The organism is Simkania negevensis Z, from assembly GCF_000237205.1.
Lineage (GTDB): Bacteria > Chlamydiota > Chlamydiia > Chlamydiales > Simkaniaceae > Simkania > Simkania negevensis.
On the sequence record NC_015713.1, the window covers coordinates 327679 to 349346 of the forward strand.

Consider the following 21668-nt stretch of genomic DNA (forward strand, 5'->3'; position numbering starts at 1 on the left):
GATTTATTTAATATTAATAAATAATTTGTTATAATTGATCCAATTGGGGTAAGAAACGGGAAGGAAGTCTATAGAGCTTCAGATTAGATCTGAGCTTCATGTGATTCATAAAACATTCCATTTCAGATTCTTAGTTCATAATAATACGATAAATGCGCTATGAAGCAAGTGAAAGGGCATTTTATCTGAATAAAATTGATGAAGAGAGAAGCAAATGGCTACGGAGCAAGTTTTTAGGGCATCAGGTGGATGTGAATATCAAGAATCCTCAAGGGATTTTGAGCAATTAGGTGGAGATTCAAGTGGTAGAAAAGTCTCGTGGTTAAAGTACCAATGGACTCATGGTTGGGTTATCCAAAGTGATTCTTGTCTTGCAACTGCATTTCTTACTGCTGGGTGGTCGGTTATCAAATTTTTTGGACTCATTCTGAGCACACCTGTAACTATTTGGCTCGAAAAAGAAATCACGGATGAAACTCCTAAGAAAGAGAAAGGGATAGGTGCTGTTCAACCGGCTTATGAAACCTTTGAACACGGCAGTTCACAGATTAAAATAGTTCTGCCTTCTGAGGCTCGTCCAGGAATGGATGAAATTTTCCACCCGGAAATGGGGAGAGGAAATTCGGAAAGCTTTGGAACACCTGAAAGATCAAAGCAAGATCATCGCTCCATTGGATTTTCAAATAGTCAAATAGTTCATCCAGCTTCTGACACTCGTACAAGAAGTGAAATTGAGGGGCTTCGATATCAATTTCTGAGCCCGCTCGGAAAAGGAAGTCAAGGTGAAGTTCACAAAGTGCTTGGGCCTGATTGTAGGGCATATGCATTGAAAATGATTAGTGCTGATAAAGCTGTTTTCGATAAAGCCTATGTTCTTTCTGATGAGCGAGGAGAAGGTCTCGCAGTCTCATTTCCTAAACACGAGAATTTAATGCAAACCGAGGGGATCTTTACGTACAACAAGGCAACAGGAGCTTATCGCTTTGTAACAGATCGAAAATCTTGCTCAAAGAATGAAGTTGTGATTGGGCTTCTTTTGGAGCATATTCCAAATTCTGAAGAGTTATATGACTATGCCGTACGAAATGGTGCTGGCAAAAAAGAAACAGTACAAAATATTGGACGACAAATTGCGCAAGGTGTTGTTGCTATGCATAAAGATGGATATCTTCACCGCGACTTAAAGCTTGAGAATGTCTTGATAGATAATAAAGGACACATCAAAATCGTTGATTTTGGATTTGCAAGATATCTTCCAAAGGATTCAGACCGAGCAAATACGTCTTGTGGTACTCCAGACTATGCAGCACCGGAGCTCATTGAAGAGGGGGGCTATGGACGTAGTATTGATGCTTGGTCGTTTGGCATCATTTTATATGCACTTGCATTTAATAGTCTTCCATTTCACGATGACCATGTTTACAGGACTCTTCAACAAATCGTTCAATTCGCGCACTGTGATACTCTATCAGCCTTGTTGACACGCAATCAGTCAACATTATCTAGCTCTCCACTATTTTACGATAGCGATTTTAGAAATTTACTAGGGAATCTGCTGTGTCATCGGAATCGAAGGATTTCAATGGAAGAGGTGCTTAAGCATCCATTCTTTGCTGAAAAATCTTAGCATTTAAGGGGCTTCGCCCCTTTATTTTTTTCAAAAATTTTTTCCGTTTGACTGTGACGTTACGTCATTCATTAATATTGGGGCATCCTTTATATTTGATGGGAAATTCTCGAGGAAATAAAGGAGACTTCAATGGGATATACAGTCGCTCAGCTCGCGAAACTTTCAGGCGTGACGGTCCGAACCCTCCATTGGTATGACAAGATTGGCCTACTCAAGCCGGCATATCATGGGGTCAATGGGTACCGTTTTTACGAGGAGGAGCAGCTTTTGACTCTGCAACAGATTCTCTTTTTTAGGGAGCTGGGGTTTGAGCTTAAAGACATCCGTCGCATTATTGGAAGGAGCGACTTTGACCAGCTGGCAGCTTTGACGTCCCATCGTCAGGTCTTGAAGAAAAATTTAGAGAGAACCAAAAAGCTGATAGTGACCATTGATAAAACCATAAAACACATTAAAGGAATGAAAAAAATGCAGGAACACGAAATGTACCTTGGTTTTAGCAAGGAAAAGCAAAAAGAGTATGAGCAGCAGCTCATCGACCGATTTGGTCAGTCGGCAAAAGATCATATTGCGGAAAGCAAAGAGAATCTCAAAGGCTGGACCAAAAAAGATTTTGAGCAGGCAAAAACCAAAGCTCATCAATTTTGTGAAGAACTCGTGCAAGCTTTAGAAAAGGGGCTCGAAGTGAGTTCTCCCCCTGTTCAAAAGGCAACACGGAAGCACTTCGATTGGCTTAGTCAATTCTGGACTCCGAATAAAGAGACCTATGCTGGGCATGGGCGGTTTATTGTGGAGAGCGAATTGCGCAGTTTTTACGAGAAGTACCATCCTAAGCTTCCCGAGTTTCTAGCAGATGCGATTCAGCATTTTGCCGATCATGAACTCTAAAAAATGCCGGTGCTTAGCACCGGCTTTATTCTTGAATCGATTTTGCGATTGCACGATTTCCTTTTCAAAAAATCGAATAATATGTAGTTGGGAACTGTAAAGACCTGAATTTTTGAGACAAACTATGGATACAGCAATTATCACATTAGACATTATTAATGAAATTTGTCACCCCGATGGGAAGTTAGCGCGATTCTCGGATAGAATAAGCAATAAAAAGATCATCGATCGGATCAATTCTATTACCGATTGGGGAAGAAAAAAAGACTTTTTAATCATTCATGTCCGTGTTGGATTTCGACCCAGTTATGCTGATGCTTCTACGCGAGCAACCCTATTCATCCATGCAAAAAAAAATCGCGCTCTTGCAATCAATGAATGGGGAGGTCAGTTTTGTGAGACTCTCGAGGTGTTACCGGATGATATCCAAATCATTAAACATAGAGTGAGTGCATTTTATGGAACCGATTTAGATTTAATCTTAAGAGCCAACGACATCAAACAGCTTATCTTTACAGGCGTCTCAACAAATAATGCTGTAGAACTTTCTGCGCGAGAAGCTCATGATCGGGATTATCAAGTGACTATCGTAGAGGATGCAACAGAATGTGCAAGTGATGAAGAGCAAGCTGCGAGTATAAAAGCCCTTTCACGTATAGCAACATGGCGCCTGACAGATGAGCTTATTCAATGATATCTAAAGAAATCGGTCATGATTCTCTTCAACCCTTTTATCAAGCAAATGTGATTTTAATTGCTTATTCTTAAATTCTACGCTAATTTTTCTTTTTAGGTTTCAGCTTGATCAAGAGGAGTTTAATGATGGTAACAGCTCAATTTTATCAGTCGGAAAAGCGGCGCTTCAAAATGAAAGTTGGAGTTTCACTCGTTCTTTTTCGACAAGAAGAAGTGCTATTGTTAAGGCGTTATAATACAGGAATTGACGATGGGTGCTATGTCTTGCCTATGGGAGGAGTCGATCGAGATGAAACTGCTATCGAGGCTCTGGTTCGTGAAGCTAAAGAAGAAGTGAATATTACAGTGCACCCTGATGCATTTGAATTAGTTCATACAATGCATCGTTTGCACCACTTGCCTGATGGAAACTACTTTGAGCAAATAGACTTGTTTTTCAAGCTGAAGTATTTTTCTGGTGAAGTTAAAAATATGGAACCACATAAATGTGATGAAGTGTCGTTTTATCCCCTCGATGCTTTACCAAAAACAACGGTACCATTCATTTGCCAAGCGCTAGACAATATTCGTAATGGCGTTTCTTATTCAGAATGTGGCTGGGAGAAAGCCACAGTCTAAGTCTGCTAAGCTTTGGCTTTATCCTAGAATGGCTTTTGCGATTGCATTGCCTCGTTCAGCGGGTGTTGATCCGAACTTTGGATCACTTGTATCCACAATCATGTCGTATTGTTTGCGGGGTACAAAAGAGATCATGCGGTCTAATGGGTCGGAAGAGGTAAAACCAAAGGCTCCAAGAAAGTCTGCCTTTTCTCGTTCTCTTTTCTTCTCAACGCCTCCGTCTTTGAGCTTGATTTCTTCTAGTTTAACTTGCCCTTCAGGAGTTAGCTCTAACGCGCGCATTGCTGCATCGAAGTTAGCGTCAAAAGCTTCGATAACTTCTTTTTTCGTTAGACGATCTGTAACATCTGCTTCTGAATCGGTGAATGCTTTGGGTCGTATAAGCTCAGCATATTGCGTGAATGGAAAAAGACCAAAACGTACTTCATTTAACCCTGTTTCACCACTAAGAGCTTTGCGGTTTCGTTCTGCGAGTCTTTCAGTTAATTTGCTAAATGGGCAAAAAACAAAAACTGAAGTGAGATGGGTTTGATGACTATAGGGATGATTGATTACACCATCGACATCTAAGGTGTCAAAGGCAACGCTTCCATCATTTTGTGTGATCTCTAAGGCTCGATGAATGGCAACATCCATAGAAGAAGGTCCTGTAAGACGTGCAAATTTATCAACAGGATCGCGAAGTTTGTCTGCTGTTTTTTTAGCTCGCTCTTGGTCTTCTCCAGATGTGTCTGGTAGAAATTGAAAGGAATTGCCTCCAATCGCATCGTGAATGTGCCAGTTATCTTCTCTCGGTTCTAGAACGAAATGAAGGTGTTCCCAGTCACTTTCAGTGATGCCATACTGTTGGTAGTTTTGACTCATAAATTCATAGATAAAGTGTGCTCCAGTGAGGTCTGCTCCTTCTTCTTGCATTTTTTTATCTAGGGTTCTCAAGGAGTGGATAATTGTCGACTTGCCAGCTGAAGAGGCTCCAACGAGTACAATAGCTCTTCCTTTGAGAGAAGATGGGGTTTTTACAGGTTGTTTTGCGATTTCTTTCACATGGCTCAGATAATCTGCAGCTTGAGTAAAAGGATCGATAGTAGGGGTGTAGGTGAGAATTCGTGTGGAGTCTACTGATTTAGAAGAACTTGCCATTCTTATTTTTCCTCCTTCATTGTAAGCGATTGTACCTTAATTATAGCATATTATATAAATTTCTATAAATAGTTGGTTTCATGAGAATATGTGAAGTTTAAGGCTGATTGAAAATCCTTACCAGTATACTTAAACTTAAAATCAATGATGAAATTTAGCTGGTTTTTGCCAAAAGAGCGTTTTCATAAAAATCGCAGACTCCAGCAAAAATAACTCTTATATCCCTTTCCAAATCGCATTGCATTGCCAAAACTTCAAAAGTGTTGTTCCAATCCCACGGAGGGGTATTCAGTGTGTCCGGCAGCTTATGAGTCCTTCTACGGGCAAATGTCTGCTTCAAAGCAGCTGCAACTCTTTCATAGTCTATCTTATAAGATTGAATTAATAGAGCCATATCCACTAAATCCTTCACTCGGGAATTGTAACCTTGCTCTCTTGGCAAAGTGTATGCGTGAATTTTCTCTGCAAATTGTTGTTCAACCGATATCACAAGGCATATAGTCGCGGGAATGCCGCAAAAATCGAGCCAGTCTTTACCTTCAATTTTTTCAAAAGGCTCAAAACAAATGTCGCCAATACCAACATCTAAATGAAATTTTTCAAATGTGCGCTGAGCAATTCGAGACTCAACAGGGAACCTAAAACCTCCATATGGAGGTCCTGCTAGAGAAATTTGAGGAAGGCTGATGCGATACTCAAAAAGTCAGACAAGTCAGCGCTTCCATCCTCTTGTAGTCGTTCTAAAATGACCTGTTGATCTGCAATTAGGGTGTGTGTTTTTACAAAGAGATCAATATCTTGCGTAGCTCTGGCAATTTTCAAACGAAGTTCCATCGCATGTCCCCCTTTTAGAATCCAAGGACAGTTCTCTTGTCTAAATAATCTTGCCAGGAGACGATCAAAAGCAACCTGTTTTCTAATCCGTTGCACATCAACGCCTATAGATTGTGCTCGTTTGAGCAATCTCATTTCTAAACTCTTTCTGAAGTCAACCGCATTTTCAAATGTTTTCATAGAAAGCCTTTTAAGAGAGAATAAATAGGAGACGATTGAACAGATTTCTCATGAAGCAGCTGTTTTAACATTGTTTGTGTGATGATTCCCCGATCAGAAGCTGCTTTTACTGCTTGAAGAATGAGTTCGTGGGAAATGTGGGCCTCTGCAATGACATCCAAAAGCGTTTGATAAGGTGTCGTTACAAAATACCCGTCCATTAAAACAATTTGATCTTGATTTAGTTGTTTACGATGAATGATTAGTATCTTTGGAGTGGCGGAATTACGTCGAAAGGAAAGAGGTACAGTCATATGAAGTTTATCCGGTAAGATGTCTGAAAATTCATGGATAGAAAGCGCCGTTTGATGAGAATAAACCCCCTCTATCTTCCCTGATCTATTACAAGACCAGAGAGCCCAAATCATTAAATCAGGGCGTTTAGATTCAGGAAACTTGGCAAGGCGGTAAATCCCTCTGTGCACTCTAATCCAATGACCGGATCGGACATGGTAAGGATGCGTATTATCTTTATATCCAGAAGCTTTTGCTTGTTTAGAAGTAAAAAACCCTTGCTGGGATTCTGCTATTTCAAACAATTTGTTTTCGGACTTTTGTGATTGTTTTTGCATATATCCTCAAATATATTGAGGGATTGTGCAAAAATGAAGAATTTCATTCAAGTGCATATATTTGAGGAATGTAAGATTTTTTTGAATTCTAGAGCCCTACTTCCTAGAATAGTGAGCAGATTTTTTATATCTAATACTTGAATTTACCCAAGTTGCTACCTCAAAAAGTGATAGAAAAAGAAGCAATTAACATCATCAGTTTCAAGATAAATCCTCGATCAGTTACAGCATGAATATGCTTAGGTAACCAAGATGAGATTCTACTAAACGTTGATTCTATTTTCTTCCGTATCCTTCTGCCATAACGGTGATAAATAAAGCTTTGTCCCTTGCGGGAATTTTTTCTTCTTTCTGTGATGAGATGAAGATCCTTTTCAATGAGCGCTTTTTCATGCTCTGATGAAATATAAGCCTTATCTCCAAGGATGATAGAACCTTTAAGAAGAGATCCAAGGTAGATTTTTTTAAAGGCTGTCAAATCGTGAGTCGAAGCTGATGTCAATAAAAACTCCCTAGGCTTCCCTTGGAAGGTTGTCAAAACATGAACTTTGAGTCCTGTAAACCAAGCTTGTTTACTTGCGTTATAACCGATGTATTTTTGGTCTGTGAAAAGAGCGCGCCTATTAGAACGAACATTATGGCATACAGAAACAGGGAAGCTATCAATTAAAAAGCCTTTTGAATAAGGCTCAACTTGATAAGAAAGATGGGCAACAATGAGATGCCAAAAAAATGAAGGAACATCATGTAATCTTCGATTAAGTCTACTCTTACTCAAGATGTTAGTGATATATCCATGTTCATATAAAAATACCCTAGAGGTCTCGAGATTACCTTGAAAAAAGCGCCAAGAAACAAGACCAACGGTGATAACTTCAGCTAAAGTCATATGAGACTGGGGCTCGTCATTCCAAGAAATAGCTTTAAGAAAATCATCGACGTGACAAAAAATAGAGATGATTGCATTTTGCATCGTTTCCCTCGCGGTTGTTTTTTTTGTGGTAAAAAAGAATTTAAACCAAGAGGGATTTTTTTTTGCAAAAATTTAATGATTAACAATTTAAAGAAATTTAGAAGTGTGCTTATCTAGGTAGCAACTTGGGTTTGAATTTCTAATTATTTATCTTTTTCAGCAGTGGTAGTATTACCAGACTCTGTCTGGCTATGATCGGAAATTTGACTTGATCAGTTCTATCGACATTATAACTAGTTTTAGAAAAAAAGGCTGATGTATAACATCAGCCTTTTGGTTGGCCAGAGCCAGAATTGAACTGGCGACACAAGGATTTTCAGTCCTCTGCTCTACCAACTGAGCTACCTGGCCGTTTTTAACTAGATCAAATGAAAAAAGATAGAGTTTCAATCGTTTTTTCGCAAGCGATTTATTTGCTGGAAAAATTTGCGTAATCATTACGCAAGCTATTAATGGTGTAACTTTCATAACATTTAGCCTATTCCATTGACACACCTTTACCTCCTGTCGCCGCCCTTATCATCCAAGGGCGGCGACAATTGCTACTCTGGGGTTGGAAAGAATTCTTACTTGGAGTAACTTGGTTGCGAGTAAGGAAAAATTTTTTGAGGATAGTCATGAAACGGTGGGCATTTATCGCGCTAATGGCGTTAGTTTTCGCAAGACCGGGACATGCGTCTTGGTTATTTTGGGAAACAGAAGTTAACGACCAAACTGATGAGGTCGCTATTGAAGAGCCGCAAGACTACGGTCCTGAAACTTATCAACGGGCGTATGGTTACTTAAGAGGTGGTGCGGCCATCCTTGGCGGAGGGTGTCTGGTGGGTCTTGCTGCATTTGGTGTGGTGTCGCTGCCGGCAGCATCTCTTGCTGCAGTTCTCATCGGAATGGGATCGGCTGAGATTCACTATGCAAATAACATTGTGGACTACTCAATTCCTGAAAATCGGGAACACTATGTTCACGAGCTAGAAGATATTCCTCTTTGGGCAGCAGTCGACCAATTTGGGTGGCAAGAGCTCATTGATCGAGGTTTTTTAACTCTTGATCAAATGCGTATAAAATTTTTTGAAGATACCGAAGATAGTTCCTTTCACGAAATTGAGAGGTTTTATTCTGTGCCAGCCATTGCGGCGCAAGGATTCTTGCATCAAGATGAAAATGAAGCTCTCTTGGCGTTTCATCGTGAATATATCAAGCTCCGATCAGATGAGGAGCATTTGCGAGATTCCCTTTCTGAAAAATACGCAAGAAAGGTGGCTCTAGCCCTTCAAGGATTAGGCATTGAGCAGCCCTGGACTACTAATGACTTCATCTTTTTTAAGATCACCCCAGAAAAGGCATCGGTCGCCTTTTCAGAAGATCTCAAAAGGTGTATGGATGCACATCATCTCAATGGTGAAGTTAGGATGAGCAATGATGAGATCTTAGATGAAGCTGTTGAAGACTACAAAGCGAGCTTTCAAAAGTGGCTTTCTCAAGTAGAGCACTTAGATCAGCACTATTTGCAGTGGCGTGGGTCAGTATCCTGCGACTAGAGAGAAGCTAAGTCTTTGATGAGGACCTCCGCTAACAGATGGGTCTGTGATGCGATGGAGTTGAAATCCCCAATCTGCACGAAAAGTGAGATAAGGAGTCACTTGATACCGCACACCCGGACCAATGCTCGCGAGGTTGTTTGTCTTGTTTTGATCTGTGACAGGCCGTTTAACTTGCTGGAATCCATAGTCAAAAAAGACGAGAAAAACAAATTCATCATGAAATTTTTTATACCCTGCAAGAGGATTGAAAATACTGACAGGGGGAGTGCGCACCTCTAAATTCAAGATGAAAACGTTGTCTCCGTTGACAATCCGTTCCTTATATCCGCGAACGGTGTTGTAGCCTCCAACCCCATATTCTTCACTTGGCAAGAGATTGATGCTTGCAAGTTGCCAACGCAGAGTCGTATGAAAGGTCCATTTTTGATAGAAATCCCAAATCAGTACAAAGGCGCTACGGGCATACACATAGTCGTTTTTCGAATAAGAGCGCAGTGATTGATAGTCAGCGTTGCTTTGGTCAGCAACCCATTGCCCTGGTGAATAAAACCCTTCAATTTCAAAAGAGAGAGTCAGTGGATCAACTTCATAACCTAAATTGTATCCAAGCATGAATTGGGTGAGGTTGACATTGTTATCAGAAATTACAGGTCGTCCGCCAAGGGCCAAGTTGTTGTTGGTGCGTTTGAAATCAAAGCCCCCAATCACTTGATGCAAAAAACTGCGCATAGGTTTTAATGGAACGGTGTAGCGCAAGCTAGCTTGCATAGACCAACCTTTGGTATGGAAGTGGGTTCCTTTGACATTGGGGATGGTGTAGTCTGCATCAACGTGAGAGTATCCCCCATAAATGTTCAATAAATGGCGCCAAGGAAGAGGTGCTTCATAATAGAGAGTGTGCGCGTAAAACCGTGTAAAATCTGAAGAAGTGACAAATTGGTATGAAAGGCGTTGATCGGTCCAAAAGACTTTTCCCCAATCGACTCCAATAAAGAGGCGGTTGTTTCCTGTCACATCGTTGCCAGTGTTATCGATCCCGAAGTAGGTGCGCAAGGGGAATCGATCGTGAACAAGCAGCTCTATATCGGTTGTACCAGGCTTTTCTCCAGGTAAGTACACTGCATCAACTTGACGAAATGGGTTGCGGTTTAACCACCACAAATCTTGATCCAAAACATCCGAAGCGAGATTTTCATCTTCTTGCAATCGGATCTGCTTTTCAATGGACTTTTTCGAAAACCACTTGTTTCCCTTCACCTCAACTTTCCCGAGTTGGCTTTCTTTCACAATCATTTGGACGACGCCCGCAGAGATGTCTTGCTCTGGGATTGTCACGCGGACAAGGGGATGGTGGTTGTGATGATAGTAATTTTGAACACGTCTTTTCAGTTCTGCTAGAGTGTCTTCATCGAGGGGTTTCCCAATCAAGGGGCGCAATTCCTTTTTAAGAGAAACAACTGATCCTGGAAGATCAATCTTGTAAGCTAAAACGCCATGAACGTTCTCATACCCAGCTGGGTTTAAGTCCTCTTGACTTGGGAGGAGAATGAGACCTTGAAAAGTGAGCTTGGTCACTTGTGAATCAGAAAGATGCCGTTTATCATGTGGCAAGAAGGGAGAGCTTGCGCAAAATAAAGCGCTAGATAGGCATACAAAAAACAAAAGAAAAACGCATTTTTTCATGACACTATGCTGCAATCCGCAGTTTTGCCTTATAACGTAGATGCGTAAAATGCGTCTAGGTCTTATAGAGCGTTTTTCTAGATGATCAGAGTTTGGATCTTATTCCACTGATATGTAAGTTGCTTTTTCATCGAAGTTCATGTACTTTACCTGTGTTTCCTCGTTTGGAAAAATCTCTTGAAATGCGTAGTTAATTGTATCTTCATTAAAGTTAAATGTAGCGGTGATTTGTAGATCATATTTGGTCATTTCAGAATCTCGTCCAGTTGGAGGGGATTGGTGGATGAAATAGCCAACAACAGTAACGGTTTTGTTTTTAACATTAAAAAACACTTTACTTTTTTCATCTTCATTTGTTGAAACGATGCGTCCTGTGCGCTGAGTGTATATATCTTTCAAGCGGTTTGCAGGGCCCTGGCCAATTGTTCGTAAGAAAAGGGCTGTGTTTGTTCGATTTCCAGCAAAGGAGCTAAAAACATTGCCAACTAGATTGTTGCTATTTATTGTACGATTAGTTGTTTCGATCAACATGCGTACAGCGTCTTGATTAATGCCTTCCAGAATTCTCCCAAAGGCTGCTTGTAACTTTTGGTCTATTGTCATTTTGTCAAAGACGATGAGATCGTGAAGCAAAGCGATATAAGGCGCTAGACCAAGGGTGAAAAAGTTTTTTGCAAACTTCCATGCCTTTGTTTTTGTTGAATCATAGCTCCTGAATACAAAACCTTGAAGCCAGGGAGCCTCAACTTCATCCCATGTTTTTTTTGCATCGGTTATTGTCTCGTCGTTTTGAAATAAACTGCGGATGCCGCTGTGTGTGCCTTGAATAATTGCCATGATTTCCCCCTTTTTTGGCCATCTTCATTAATATTATAACATTAATTTTAATTAATTAAAAATTATTATTTATATATTGTAAATAGTGGTTTTTAATTGCATTGGATGATCTCTCTAGCTGTCCAATAGCGGAAAGTGGGGTATTTAATAGAGAAGGGCTCAACTTCAGGGGTATAGCCTTTGGGATAGGTGACAGTAAAAGACTTAGATTCAGCTGTATACTCGTTGTATGGGTGGAGGTTGCGGAAGAGCTCTGCTATAAAGGGGCCTGTGAAGTTCACGACCATACGGACAAAGTCTTTTTGGGTGACTCCTTTGGAGTTAATGGGGATTAGGCCAACCTCTTTGTGGAAGACAGCAAACTTGGTGTTTGGAGAGGTGGCGAGGGTGTGATTGTGTTGATGAGGGTAGAAAATTCCCCAGAGTTCTTCTTTGGTGTTGATATAGAGGGGGGCTGAGGCAACGCGGTAGCCATTGAGGGTTCCGTCGATAGAGTTTAGGCTCCTTTTTGCGGCGAAGATTTGAATGGGGGCTTGCCCGGAATTGAGGCTGGCATTGTGTCCTAGAACGAATCCTCCTGTTCCAACAGATTGGGGATAAAGGGTATCGACGAGGAGTGTCATGCCTTGATCACCGTGACATTCAAGGCGAGAAAATCCTTCAATGAGCATTGATTTCCCAGAGGAAATGGATAGGTTGTCGGTCAAAGAGCGGGCTACGCTGCTATTGCGCAGGTAGATGTTGCCTTGGAAAGCGTTGATGGTAAGCGGCCCTCCATGAGAAGTTAAGAGAGCGGAGCGGTCTAAGGAAACAGTTTCTCCAATAGAGAGATCAAGGCTTCCGTTTGTTGCCTTAATGGTGGAATTGTGCGTCATGAACAAATCGTGTACGACAGTAATTTTGAGTTCTGCGCCTTGAATAGAGGGTTGAATCGTGGAAAGGGGATTGCTCATAGAGAAATCATGCCCAATGGAGATAAGTAGGGGGCCATTTTTGCCGTCAATCGAGGTATGAGAAAAGAGTTCGAGGTCGTGTCCTACAAAGAGGTTGGTGTTTGGGCTGCGGATGGAGGCTTGGCCTGTTTTTGTTCCATTGAGTAGGAAGTCTTCTTGAGCGTGCAGCATCATTCCTTGAAGGGAGAGGAGTGAGGCGTTCCCTTCTTCTGCAGTCAGGAGGAAGGTTCCTCCTGCAGAAAGTTGCACGAGGTGGTTGGAACCGATGGTGGCGTTATTTTGTATGGCGTCGAGTTGAATGGAGCCGTTTGTTTGAATCGTTAAAGGGCCAACTGCTGAGATCGAAGTAGTTGCTTGTTCGGCCATAAGATTGATGTCTCCTTCAATACGCTTGAGGGTAATTGAACCGAGACCTCCTTCGATGGCGGCGGTGTCTTGGAAAGCCCAAATTTCGATTCCTTGCTTAACGTTGTCGACGACGAGGTTTCCAAACTGATGAGAAAAGGAAATAAGGGCAGGTCCTGATTCTCCAAAAAGGTCAATAGAACCGGCGCTTTGAATGATGATGTCGCCCATACCGTTGCTACGAAGCTCTGCGGCAGCATTGTTTCGACCGTTGAGGTTGAGGGGACCAAGGGATTGGATTTTCAAAGGTCCATTTTCAATATGGATGAGAGCAGGAGCTTTGAATGACGAGCTGAGGGCGATTCCTTCTTGAGATTGAAGTGAGATGGAGCCAGCTTGAGTAGTTTTTATGGCTGCACATTGAGTGTGTTGCCCTAGGATATCGATTGCCCCTTGTGCTTCTAATTTGATGTTGCCTGCTGTTTGAATAAGAGCCGGTGTTGTTGAGAGTTCGGGAGTCACTAAAATGGGGCCATTTTGGGCGAAGAGTTCGATATTGCCCATCCCGTTATTGATGAGGTTTCCATTCCATAAGATTCCTTCTTTGCCGGTGGAATTCAAGGTGAAGGTATGGGGACTGTCATAGGTGCGGATAACGTCTGAACTCAATCGAATGTGCCCTTGAAGACCTCCTTCTCCTTCAAAATGAGTTTGGATGGTAACTGGTCCTTGCGCAAGTTCAGCAAGGAGGGTGTCAATGCTGAGGTTGACGATGTCGGAGGTAGGGATGAAGCTTGGAGGAATGGCGGTATAATTGTGCTCAAAACGTGTAGAGATCACAAAATTGGCTTCGGGATCGAGCAGCAACGTTCCATTTTCTCCAAAAGGAGCAAAACGATCAGTTGATCCGTGAAAGAGGGTGGATTTGCTTCCTGACACTTCAATGAAACCCCCATCTCCTCCATAGAGACCTGCCCGCGCTTCTCCTTTTCCTAAAAAGAGAGAAGTTCCATCTGAAAGTACAAAGAGATTTCCCCCTTTACCGCTCTTTAGAGTGTTTGCTTCTAGGAGTGCACCTGCTGCGACAAACGTGAGGTCTGAACCTTCACCAAGGTGAATGTTGCCTGCATGATACTTGTCAGAAACCGAAAGATGAGCCTGATCAAAAACGAGAACTTGTTTTCCCTGTGCGGTGATTTCTCCTCGTGGGACGCAGATATTCCCTGAAAGGATGGTCGTTCCTTGATCAGCGCGAAGAAAGACTCGTCCGCCGTCTTGTTTGATTGTGAGGGCCTCAATTTCTCCATCGTGTTTTATGGCGAGGTCATAAAGGTAGCCGTCGGCTTCAAGGTAGGTTTCTAGAGCAGCAATTTTCCCTTGCTGGTCAATACCAATGTCTGTTTTTTCTTCACGCGTCGGTTGGATGAGAATCCGTTTTGCGTTATGAGGTTTGAGGAGGATGTCTGCTGCAGCAACAAGCTCTGTTTTCCCTTCAGGTGTTTCAATCGATCCGGTATTGAGAATGTGGCGACTGAAGAGGGTGACGTTGCCTAAAGTTGATTTGAGCGTTCCGTGATTGATGATTGCACCCTTTGAAGATCCATGAAAGTGGAGAGTGTCTTCTTTGAGAAAATCTTCAAGAGATAGATTAAGTGTAGAGGCAATCAGTTCACCCACGTTGACGAGGGCATTTTCACCAAAAAGAATGCCGTTTTGGTTGAGAAGGAAGAGTTTTCCATTGGCTTCTAGAGTGCCGTAAATTTCGCTGAGTTTATTTCCAACGACCCGATTGAGGATGACAGATTGGTTAGAGGGTTGAATAAAGCGTGTCGTTTCGCCTGCTCCAATGGAGAAGTCTTGCCAATGAATGACGGTGTGATCGGTTGCATGGATGTGGCAGGCTTGCTGAGAATGGGTCACTTGAGCTTCACCATGGATGACATGATGGCCTGAAGGGTTACTCCAAGCGAGTCCCGAAGCAAAAATAGCAAGTGCTGTAAGTGTCCGCCTCATGGACTGCAACTTAAGTGAAGGAGGAATAAAATGCTACGCATCCAACAATGTGTTGATTAAGCTATTTATTATCAATTGATTATATATTATTCGTGAAAATTGACCATTGAATGGTTGATTTTCAACCACTGAGTGGTCAATTTTCAGACAAATTTTTTGCCATCTGCTTGGGCAAGGGTGCGGATTTTTTTGATGAGTGGCGAAATGCCGGTAACTTCTTTTGCTGAGATTTCAAAGAGGGTTTCGGAGTCGAAAGGATACTTTTCTTTGAAAGTTTCGAGGTGTAGCTTTGCTTCTTCGCAGTCGACTTTATTGAGAGCTACAATGAACGGTTTTTGGAGAATTTGTGGAGAGTAGTGCTCAAGCTCTTTGCGGAGTGTTAGAAAATCTTCATAGGGGTCGCGGCCATCGATAGCTGCTGTATCAATCACATAGACGAGGGTAGATGACCGTTCGATGTGGCGCAAAAAGGAAAGTCCAAGGCCACGGTCACTATGGGCATCATTGATGATTCCCGGGATGTCAGCAAGATAGATGCGGGAAAAGTCATCAAATTCAATGAAGCTAATGTTCGGTTGAAGAGTGGTGAAGGGATAGGGAGCGGTTTTTACTTCGATGGAGGCGAGCTTCGTGAGAAGGGTCGATTTTCCTGCGTTCGGAAATCCGACAAATCCGACGTCGGCGATGAGTTTGAGCTCAAGTTCGACTTCTTTGATTTCGCCTTCTAGGCCCGGAGTACATTTTGCGGGTGCTTGATGTGTCGAGGTTTTGAAAAAGGTATTTCCTTTTCCACCTTTGCCTCCCTGGCAAATGAGAAATGTTTCACCAGGCTCTGTGAAGTCATAGATCAGGGTTTTTGTGCTAGCATCACGCAGCAAAGTTCCGCATGGAACTTTTATGATCAGGTTTTTTCCACTCGCACCTTGACGGTTGTTCGTCCCTCCTTGTTGTCCATTTGGAGCGCGGATTTGGGATTGGTTTCGGAAGGCGTCGAGAGAGTAAATTTCGGGATCGGCCATGATCGTGATGGATGCTCCACGGCCACCATTGCCACCGTAGGGTCCACCTTTGGGAATGAATTTTTCACGGCGCCAAGCAATGGTGCCATTTCCTCCTTTCCCAGCTATAAGTTTAAGTCTGACATGATCCGTAAACATAAAAACAAATAAGGCTCCACTTCTGGAGCCTCGCTAATATTAAACTAGGTTAACTCTGCTTTATTATTAAGCAGAAACAACCGATACGAGTGTCCGTTTTGCTCTGCGGTAGTGGACGATTCCGTCAGTGAGTGCAAAGAGGGTGTCATCTTTACCTCTCTTTACTCCGACAGAAGGATGCCACTTTGTTCCGCGCTGGCGGACAATAATGCTTCCAGCTGTAACAAATTCACCGTGTGTCGCTTTGATACCGAGGCGTTGTGCATTGGAATCGCGTCCGTTACGGCTTGAACCTTGTCCTTTCTTATGTGCCATGTGTCTCTCCTACGCTGCGACGATATCCGTAATTTTTACCTTAGAGTATTTTTGTCTGTGACCGACTTTACSGCGATAACTTTTTCSACSCTTATATTTAAATGCSATGACTTTTGGTCCTTTGGTCTCTCCAAGAACTTCACCTTTCACAAGGCATTTATCAAGATTGGGCGCTCCAATTTTCATTGCTTTTCCATCACTGAAGAAAAGCACTTCTTTAAATTCGACGGCCCCTTGATCTTGACCGAGAAGTTCGACCTCGATGACATCTCCTTTCTCAACTCGATACTGTTTCCCGCCGGTCTGAATAATGGCGTACATCTTTACGTTTCCTCCGATTCGAATTCTGCTAATAAGGGGAAGCCGCAATCATAAATGAAAAGGCTTCAAGAGTCAATTTTAAAAATAACTTTTCAATGCAGCAAGGTTACATAGAGTATGCGCGATGGCTGGTGCCCAGACATCATCCGCAGCGACTCTGGCTGCGCAAAAGAAAAGGCCGGTCAGTGTTCCAAGGAAGACTCTGGCGACTCGAAGCTCAAGGGACCCGGGAAGGAGCCCACTAATGAGTCCGTAAAATAAGCTATTGATTCCGATGTCAAGGTGACTTGGGTTTTCGAGCTTAGCGCGGTGCTGAGACTCTTCAAAGAAAGGGGTCACGACTCCGACGACGAGTCCGAGTCCGTAAAGGATTGCTTTGGATTCTGTTTTTGGGAGGAGTTCAACTCCTGCAAAAGTTTTGCCAAACCAGGGGCAGCTTTCAAAGCAAAAGTAGGTAGTAACAAGAGCTCCAGCTCCAATCCCCAGCCCAATTGCGACTGTGCGCACGGTTGGAACGTGAAAATAGGGACGAAACGTTGCCTGTAAAAAATTATCTTTAACTTCTGTTGTCATACATCCATCTTTCTTAAATTTAAGATGGTAAATTGTAGCCAAAAGTTGAATTCAAGGGGAGAGAAAACGCCCTAAATATGCGATTGATTTTTTTCTAAGAAAGACCTAAAGCTTTAATAACAAGCTTGAAAGACTCATCTTCGGAGCCTGGAAGCCAGCTATTTCTATTGAATGTATAATTGACAACACCTTTGGCAATGTTGATCAGAGCTTGATCTAGTTGCTCTTGAACTTGAAAGAAATCTTTGGTAGCAATTTTAGTGAAGGGGTATCCTCCATCGATCACCTCACCTCGAATACGGTCAAGTAAGAAACAAGTTAATTCTTCTTGAGACGGAAGCTCTCGAAAGGAAGGATATTCTACATTCAAGTCTGATAATTTAGCGCGATATTGTTTGCGAACCATTGGGTCAATTTGAATGCGTTTGACTCGTGACATCATCTCATCTTGGATAATGAATCGCTTTTGTCTTGCCCAGGTATGAAAAAGGTCGTGGATTTGTGCAAAAAGGAGATTGTCCTTTGACCCATGAATAACAGGCCTTTCACCAGGGAAAAATAATGCGAAATCAGAGAGTTTTTTTTCTACATGATAAAACATTTCATCTATGGTGGGGGTGAGATGCATCACTGGAGTAATAGCTGGAAAAAGTTTTTTGCTCATCCCAAAGCTAAAAGTTCCAATAAAGTTAGGCGAATCGATATTCCCTATCCTGAGGAGGCCTAAAAAGCCGTTAGCACGTTCAGGCGTAAAGGTATTCTTGAATATTTGCTGCGTCCATAAATCAAGCTGCTTGTGATCTACCAAAATAAGAAAAGCTTGATTAGGTTTGAGATCGGAACTTTCGTTGAGAATTTGTGCTTTTTCGTCTTCAGATAAATTTTCGACAGCTTTTAAATTTTGTGCGCTTATAGGGAGGATGTGACAGTTGTCTTTTCCTGCGTTAACCCAAGCCCGGTAAAACATCATTGCTGTTGAGACATCTTCAAGATCAATTTTCTTTTGGCAGTATGCGGCGAGAAATATGTAAGAGAGGTCTTCTTCTCTAAATTCTTCAAATAATTGGGCCCATGCACCCTCGGAGATCATCTGCACGACTTTTGGGTTCGCAGGAGTTTCTAAAACTCTCAAGAGTTCCTTTTGTTCTTGAGGTCGTAAATATTGGAGAAGATGACGTTGTTCTTGTGTTTCGTTTTGCTTCAATAGTTTTTTGAAATCTGCACAATCAAGTGAAGTCAGGTTGGCGTGATTGAGCAGTTCAGAGAGCAGGAGGTGCCTTTGCTGATATGTTTGTTGATTTAAGTTTAAATATTCTTCAGTGTTTGTGCTACGCCCATTACTTTTTAAGTAAAGTCCTTCTTGAACGAGCGCTATAAATGAATCTTTTGTTACAGAACTTGGATCTAGCTTTGCGACTTTCACTGAAAAATTATCAAAAAGATATTTTTGCTGAAGTTCTAGGTGCTTTGCTTTTTGAACTCGCTGCTTTAATGAGGCAATTCCTATGTAGCCTGCATAAACCAAGGTTAAGACTGCACTTCCTATCAGAAAAATTGCGGATTGAGAAAGGGATGAGCCCTCTTCGTGACTCATTGGCTCTGTTTGAAAAAGGGCTTGATTTAGAAAGTATGAATTGTTGTGTATTAATTCCATTTCTCACTCCTATGAATTTGTATATTTTAATATGTATTTTTGTTTTTTTCAAATAAAATATTTTTTATATAAAACAGATTAAAAAACTCTTAGCCTTTGCGTCTTATTAAATTGAGCAGGTAAAGAGCTGTAGCGGTCAGGGCTATAGTGGCGCCTGGTGGCCAGTTGAGAAAAAAGGAGAGTGACATCCCAAGAACAGAGATGACAACGCCAAGAAGAACAGCGATGACCATCATTTTAGAAAGGCGGTGGGTGAATGTGTTCGCGATAGCTGCAGGGAGGGATAAGATGGCGATCACGAGAATGGCACCCACGACTTGGATCAGGATCACAACTGTGACTGCCACTAAGGAGAGAAGGAGGAAGTAGAGTCTTTTGACAGGTTGACCTTGGAGAGCTGCTTGTTCTTCGTCAAAGCAAATGGCTAAAAAACGGCGATGGAAGAGGAGTGTTGCTGCTAAAATGAGAACATCGAGGATCAGAAGCATGTAGAGGTCGGCTTTACTGGTCCACAGAATACTTCCAAAGAGAAAGTTGGCAAGTTCAACATTGTAGCCGGGGGTGAGAGAAATGAAGATCACCCCAACAGACATGCCAAAAGCCCAAAGGGCAGCAATGACGGTGTCTTCACGTTGCCTGTAATAGAGTCGGATCCAGCCAATGAGGTAGGCAGATAAAATAGCAGCGACGAGGGCGCCGTAGATGGGTTCAAGCCAAGCGAGGTTATAGATTCGTTTTAGGTAAAGGGCAACTCCCATCCCACCTAAAACAGAGTGGGCGATGCTGCCACTAATAAAGACAATCCGTTTGACGACGACATAGCTGCCCACGACACCTCCTGCAACAGAAGCGCTGAGGCTTGCGAAAAGAGCCATTTTGAGAAAGTGATTAGTGAGAAAAGCAGAAAAGAAAGTCGCGAGAATCAGCATCGGTTCATTCATGATACATCCCAATGGAAAAGTGTTTGCAGACCTCTTCGGGTTTTAGGGAAGAGACGCCGTGTTGGAAGCAAAGAACGCGTTCGACATTTTGCACAATGGCTTCAAAGTTATGTGTGACGACGAGGATGGTTTTTTTCCCTTTAAGCTGTTTTAAAAAAGCGAAGATCTGTTTTTCAGTTTGAGCATCGATGTTTGCTGTTGGTTCATCGAGAAGAAGCACTTCTGGGTTGGAAATGAGGGCGCGAGCAATGAGTGTTTTTTGGCCTTGGCCTCCTGAGATGGAGCCAAAAGCTTGATAGGCAAGTGAGGTCAGTTGAAAAGTTTCCAGTAATTCATCAGCTTTATCGAAGGCTTCTTTGGGATACCTTCCCCAGCGGGTCATTTGAGACAAGCATCCTGTGAGAATGACTTCTTTAACGGTGATAGGGAAGTGTTTATCATAGGCATTGATTTGTGGGACATAGCCAACGTGTCCCCGCGAGAAAACTTCTCCGTCTTGTGGTTTTAAAAAACCAAGAATCAGTTTTAGTGCCGTGGTTTTACCTCCTCCATTAGGACCGATGATCCCGACGAATTCTCCTGGGAAAACATCAAAGCTTGCGTGTTTGATTGTAGGTGCTTTGTCGTAGGTAAAGGTGACATTTCGAAACGAAATGACAGGAGGCGGTTTACTTTGTGCTTGTGATGTCATCGACAACTTTTTGAATGGTCTGTAATGGATCGAGATCGAGCGGATCTACTTCATAGGTTTTGAGGTTGAGTTTTTCTGCAACAAGTAAGGCTCCTTTGTTATTATATTGTGGGGAAGTGAAGACGCACTTGACATCATAGTTCTTTGCTAGAGCTAAAACCCGATTAACAGACTGAGTACGGGGGCTTTTCCCTTCACACTCTACGGCAATTTGGTACATGTTGTAATCATAGCAGAGGTATCCGAGAAAAGCGTGAGAAACGATCACCCCTTTTTTGTGGAAAGGCTTGAGTGCTTCTGAGATACGAAGATCCACAGCTTTGACGTCGCTAATGTATTTTTTTAAATTTTCTTGATAAAGGGTCGTATGATCAGGAGACATTGTTAAAAGGGCTTCGTAGATGCGCTGGGCTTGGTAAACAAGGCGCTTGGGGCTCATCCAAAAGTGGAGGTCATGTGCAGAGCGATCGGGAAGATTGACGTCGGCACAGGCATCGACGAAATTGACATCATCCTCATAAGAAATCAAATGAATGATTTCATTAAGCTGAAGGACCCGCACTTCTCGTTTAGCTTCACGCAAGGATGCGAGGAGTTTTTTTTCATAGGGTTCCCCTACTCCAATCCATAGGTCGCATGTCTGAATCTTTTTGGCTTGGCTAGGTGTGATTTCGTTGCTGTGAGAGTCAAACCCAGGAGAAACGACTGATTCAACAGTGACAGTATTTCCAGCAATTGCTTGAACAATGGAAACATAGGGGGGAATGCTGACTAAAACACTGGGTTTTTCACCCGGTTGTCCTTCAAACTTCGAACGGCAACCAACCAAAGCTACGGCTAATGAGAGGAAAACAAGTGTCAAAAGAAAATATTTTTTCATGGATTGGTCCTCAATTAAAATTAAAGTGTAACGGAAGTTTTCTCATTTGTCGAGCTTCTTAGATTAGGTCTTGGATACTATTACCTGAGTTATGTGTTTATTTCAATTGTTCTTATGGATTTTTCTCATTCTTCCCTCCTTATACTCAAACAACTTCAAAAATTGGTTTTGGGCAACCCGAAAGCTTTCGGAAT

General features: G+C 42.3%; 21 protein-coding genes and 1 tRNA gene. 5 read left to right on the forward strand and 17 right to left on the reverse strand.

All coding sequences use genetic code 11. The features are described from left to right. The first annotated feature begins 214 nt into the window (after positions 1–214). The 4 genes from SNE_RS02200 to SNE_RS02215 all read left to right on the forward strand — a co-directional run bounded on the left by SNE_RS02200 (position 215) and on the right by SNE_RS02215 (position 3832). Positions 215–1627: a serine/threonine-protein kinase gene (locus SNE_RS02200; protein ID WP_013942676.1), complete on the forward strand. Its 1413-nt coding sequence runs from the start codon at positions 215–217 to the stop codon at positions 1625–1627. 132 nt (positions 1628–1759) lie between these two features. Beyond that, a complete protein-coding gene (locus SNE_RS02205; RefSeq protein ID WP_013942677.1) occupies positions 1760–2518 on the forward strand; it encodes a MerR family transcriptional regulator in 759 nt (252 codons plus the stop codon). 124 nt (positions 2519–2642) lie between these two features. After that, positions 2643–3212 carry an isochorismatase family cysteine hydrolase gene (locus tag SNE_RS02210; protein ID WP_013942678.1) on the forward strand — a complete coding sequence of 190 codons (570 nt, stop codon included), beginning with the start codon at positions 2643–2645 and terminating at the stop codon, positions 3210–3212. Positions 3213–3337: 125 nt separating this feature from the next. Beyond that, the gene (locus tag SNE_RS02215; protein ID WP_013942680.1) at positions 3338–3832 is read left to right on the forward strand and encodes an NUDIX hydrolase; all 495 of its coding nucleotides are present in this window, start codon (positions 3338–3340) and stop codon (positions 3830–3832) included. Between the two features lie 18 nt (positions 3833–3850). Here the strand turns inward: SNE_RS02215 and SNE_RS02220 are convergent, their stop codons facing one another. The 6 genes from SNE_RS02220 to SNE_RS02240 all read right to left on the reverse strand — a co-directional run bounded on the left by SNE_RS02220 (position 3851) and on the right by SNE_RS02240 (position 7921). Beyond that, complete coding sequence (locus SNE_RS02220) at positions 3851–4972, reverse strand: hypothetical protein (RefSeq protein WP_013942681.1); 1122 nt, start codon at positions 4970–4972, stop codon at positions 3851–3853. 154 nt (positions 4973–5126) lie between these two features. Next, positions 5127–5660, reverse strand: coding sequence for a nucleotidyl transferase AbiEii/AbiGii toxin family protein (locus SNE_RS13465; RefSeq protein ID WP_079891515.1), 534 nt, complete (start codon positions 5658–5660; stop codon positions 5127–5129). After that, positions 5636–5986, reverse strand: coding sequence for a nucleotidyl transferase AbiEii/AbiGii toxin family protein (locus SNE_RS13470; protein ID WP_013942683.1), 351 nt, complete (start codon positions 5984–5986; stop codon positions 5636–5638). Before SNE_RS13470 ends, SNE_RS13465 begins: the two co-directional genes overlap by 25 nt. Continuing rightward, complete coding sequence (locus tag SNE_RS02230; RefSeq protein ID WP_013942684.1) at positions 5983–6597, reverse strand: type IV toxin-antitoxin system AbiEi family antitoxin domain-containing protein; 615 nt, start codon at positions 6595–6597, stop codon at positions 5983–5985. The genes SNE_RS13470 and SNE_RS02230 overlap by 4 nt, the downstream gene beginning before the upstream one ends. Before the next feature lie 160 nt (positions 6598–6757). Then, complete coding sequence (locus SNE_RS02235; protein ID WP_013944678.1) at positions 6758–7570, reverse strand: IS982 family transposase; 813 nt, start codon at positions 7568–7570, stop codon at positions 6758–6760. Between the two features lie 278 nt (positions 7571–7848). Beyond that, positions 7849–7921 (reverse strand) — tRNA-Phe (locus SNE_RS02240). Between the two features lie 266 nt (positions 7922–8187). Here SNE_RS02240 and SNE_RS02245 point away from each other — a divergent pair. Continuing rightward, a complete protein-coding gene (locus SNE_RS02245; protein ID WP_041418704.1) occupies positions 8188–9108 on the forward strand; it encodes a hypothetical protein in 921 nt (306 codons plus the stop codon). Here SNE_RS02245 and SNE_RS02250 read toward each other — a convergent pair. The 11 genes from SNE_RS02250 to SNE_RS02300 form a co-directional block, all read right to left on the reverse strand. Continuing rightward, on the reverse strand, positions 9091–10794 hold the full coding sequence (locus SNE_RS02250; protein ID WP_013942687.1) for a ShlB/FhaC/HecB family hemolysin secretion/activation protein: 1704 nt from the start codon (positions 10792–10794) through the stop codon (positions 9091–9093). The two genes, SNE_RS02245 and SNE_RS02250, sit on opposite strands and share 18 nt — an antisense overlap. Before the next feature lie 99 nt (positions 10795–10893). Then, on the reverse strand, positions 10894–11631 hold the full coding sequence (locus tag SNE_RS02255; RefSeq protein WP_013942688.1) for a hypothetical protein: 738 nt from the start codon (positions 11629–11631) through the stop codon (positions 10894–10896). Positions 11632–11723: 92 nt separating this feature from the next. Beyond that, complete coding sequence (locus SNE_RS02260; RefSeq protein WP_013942689.1) at positions 11724–14942, reverse strand: two-partner secretion domain-containing protein; 3219 nt, start codon at positions 14940–14942, stop codon at positions 11724–11726. 143 nt (positions 14943–15085) lie between these two features. After that, positions 15086–16099 carry a GTPase ObgE gene (obgE, locus tag SNE_RS02265; RefSeq protein ID WP_013942690.1) on the reverse strand — a complete coding sequence of 338 codons (1014 nt, stop codon included), beginning with the start codon at positions 16097–16099 and terminating at the stop codon, positions 15086–15088. Positions 16100–16165: 66 nt separating this feature from the next. Beyond that, positions 16166–16414 carry a 50S ribosomal protein L27 gene (gene rpmA, locus SNE_RS02270; protein ID WP_013942691.1) on the reverse strand — a complete coding sequence of 83 codons (249 nt, stop codon included), beginning with the start codon at positions 16412–16414 and terminating at the stop codon, positions 16166–16168. A 9-nt stretch (positions 16415–16423) separates the two neighbouring features. Continuing rightward, positions 16424–16735, reverse strand: coding sequence for a 50S ribosomal protein L21 (gene rplU / locus SNE_RS02275; RefSeq protein ID WP_013942692.1), 312 nt, complete (start codon positions 16733–16735; stop codon positions 16424–16426). 78 nt (positions 16736–16813) lie between these two features. Continuing rightward, positions 16814–17308, reverse strand: a complete 495-nt coding sequence (locus SNE_RS02280) for a CPBP family intramembrane glutamic endopeptidase (protein WP_013942693.1) — start codon at positions 17306–17308, stop codon at positions 16814–16816. A gap of 94 nt (positions 17309–17402) precedes the next feature. Next, complete coding sequence (locus SNE_RS02285) at positions 17403–18962, reverse strand: hypothetical protein (protein ID WP_013942694.1); 1560 nt, start codon at positions 18960–18962, stop codon at positions 17403–17405. Positions 18963–19051: 89 nt separating this feature from the next. Next, entirely contained in the window at positions 19052–19903 is an 852-nt protein-coding gene (locus SNE_RS02290) for a metal ABC transporter permease (protein ID WP_013942695.1), read from the reverse strand. Further along, a complete protein-coding gene (locus SNE_RS02295; protein ID WP_013942696.1) occupies positions 19896–20594 on the reverse strand; it encodes a metal ABC transporter ATP-binding protein in 699 nt (232 codons plus the stop codon). Before SNE_RS02295 ends, SNE_RS02290 begins: the two co-directional genes overlap by 8 nt. Beyond that, complete coding sequence (locus SNE_RS02300) at positions 20572–21474, reverse strand: metal ABC transporter substrate-binding protein (protein WP_013942697.1); 903 nt, start codon at positions 21472–21474, stop codon at positions 20572–20574. The genes SNE_RS02295 and SNE_RS02300 overlap by 23 nt, the downstream gene beginning before the upstream one ends. Positions 21475–21668 lie beyond the last annotated feature (194 nt).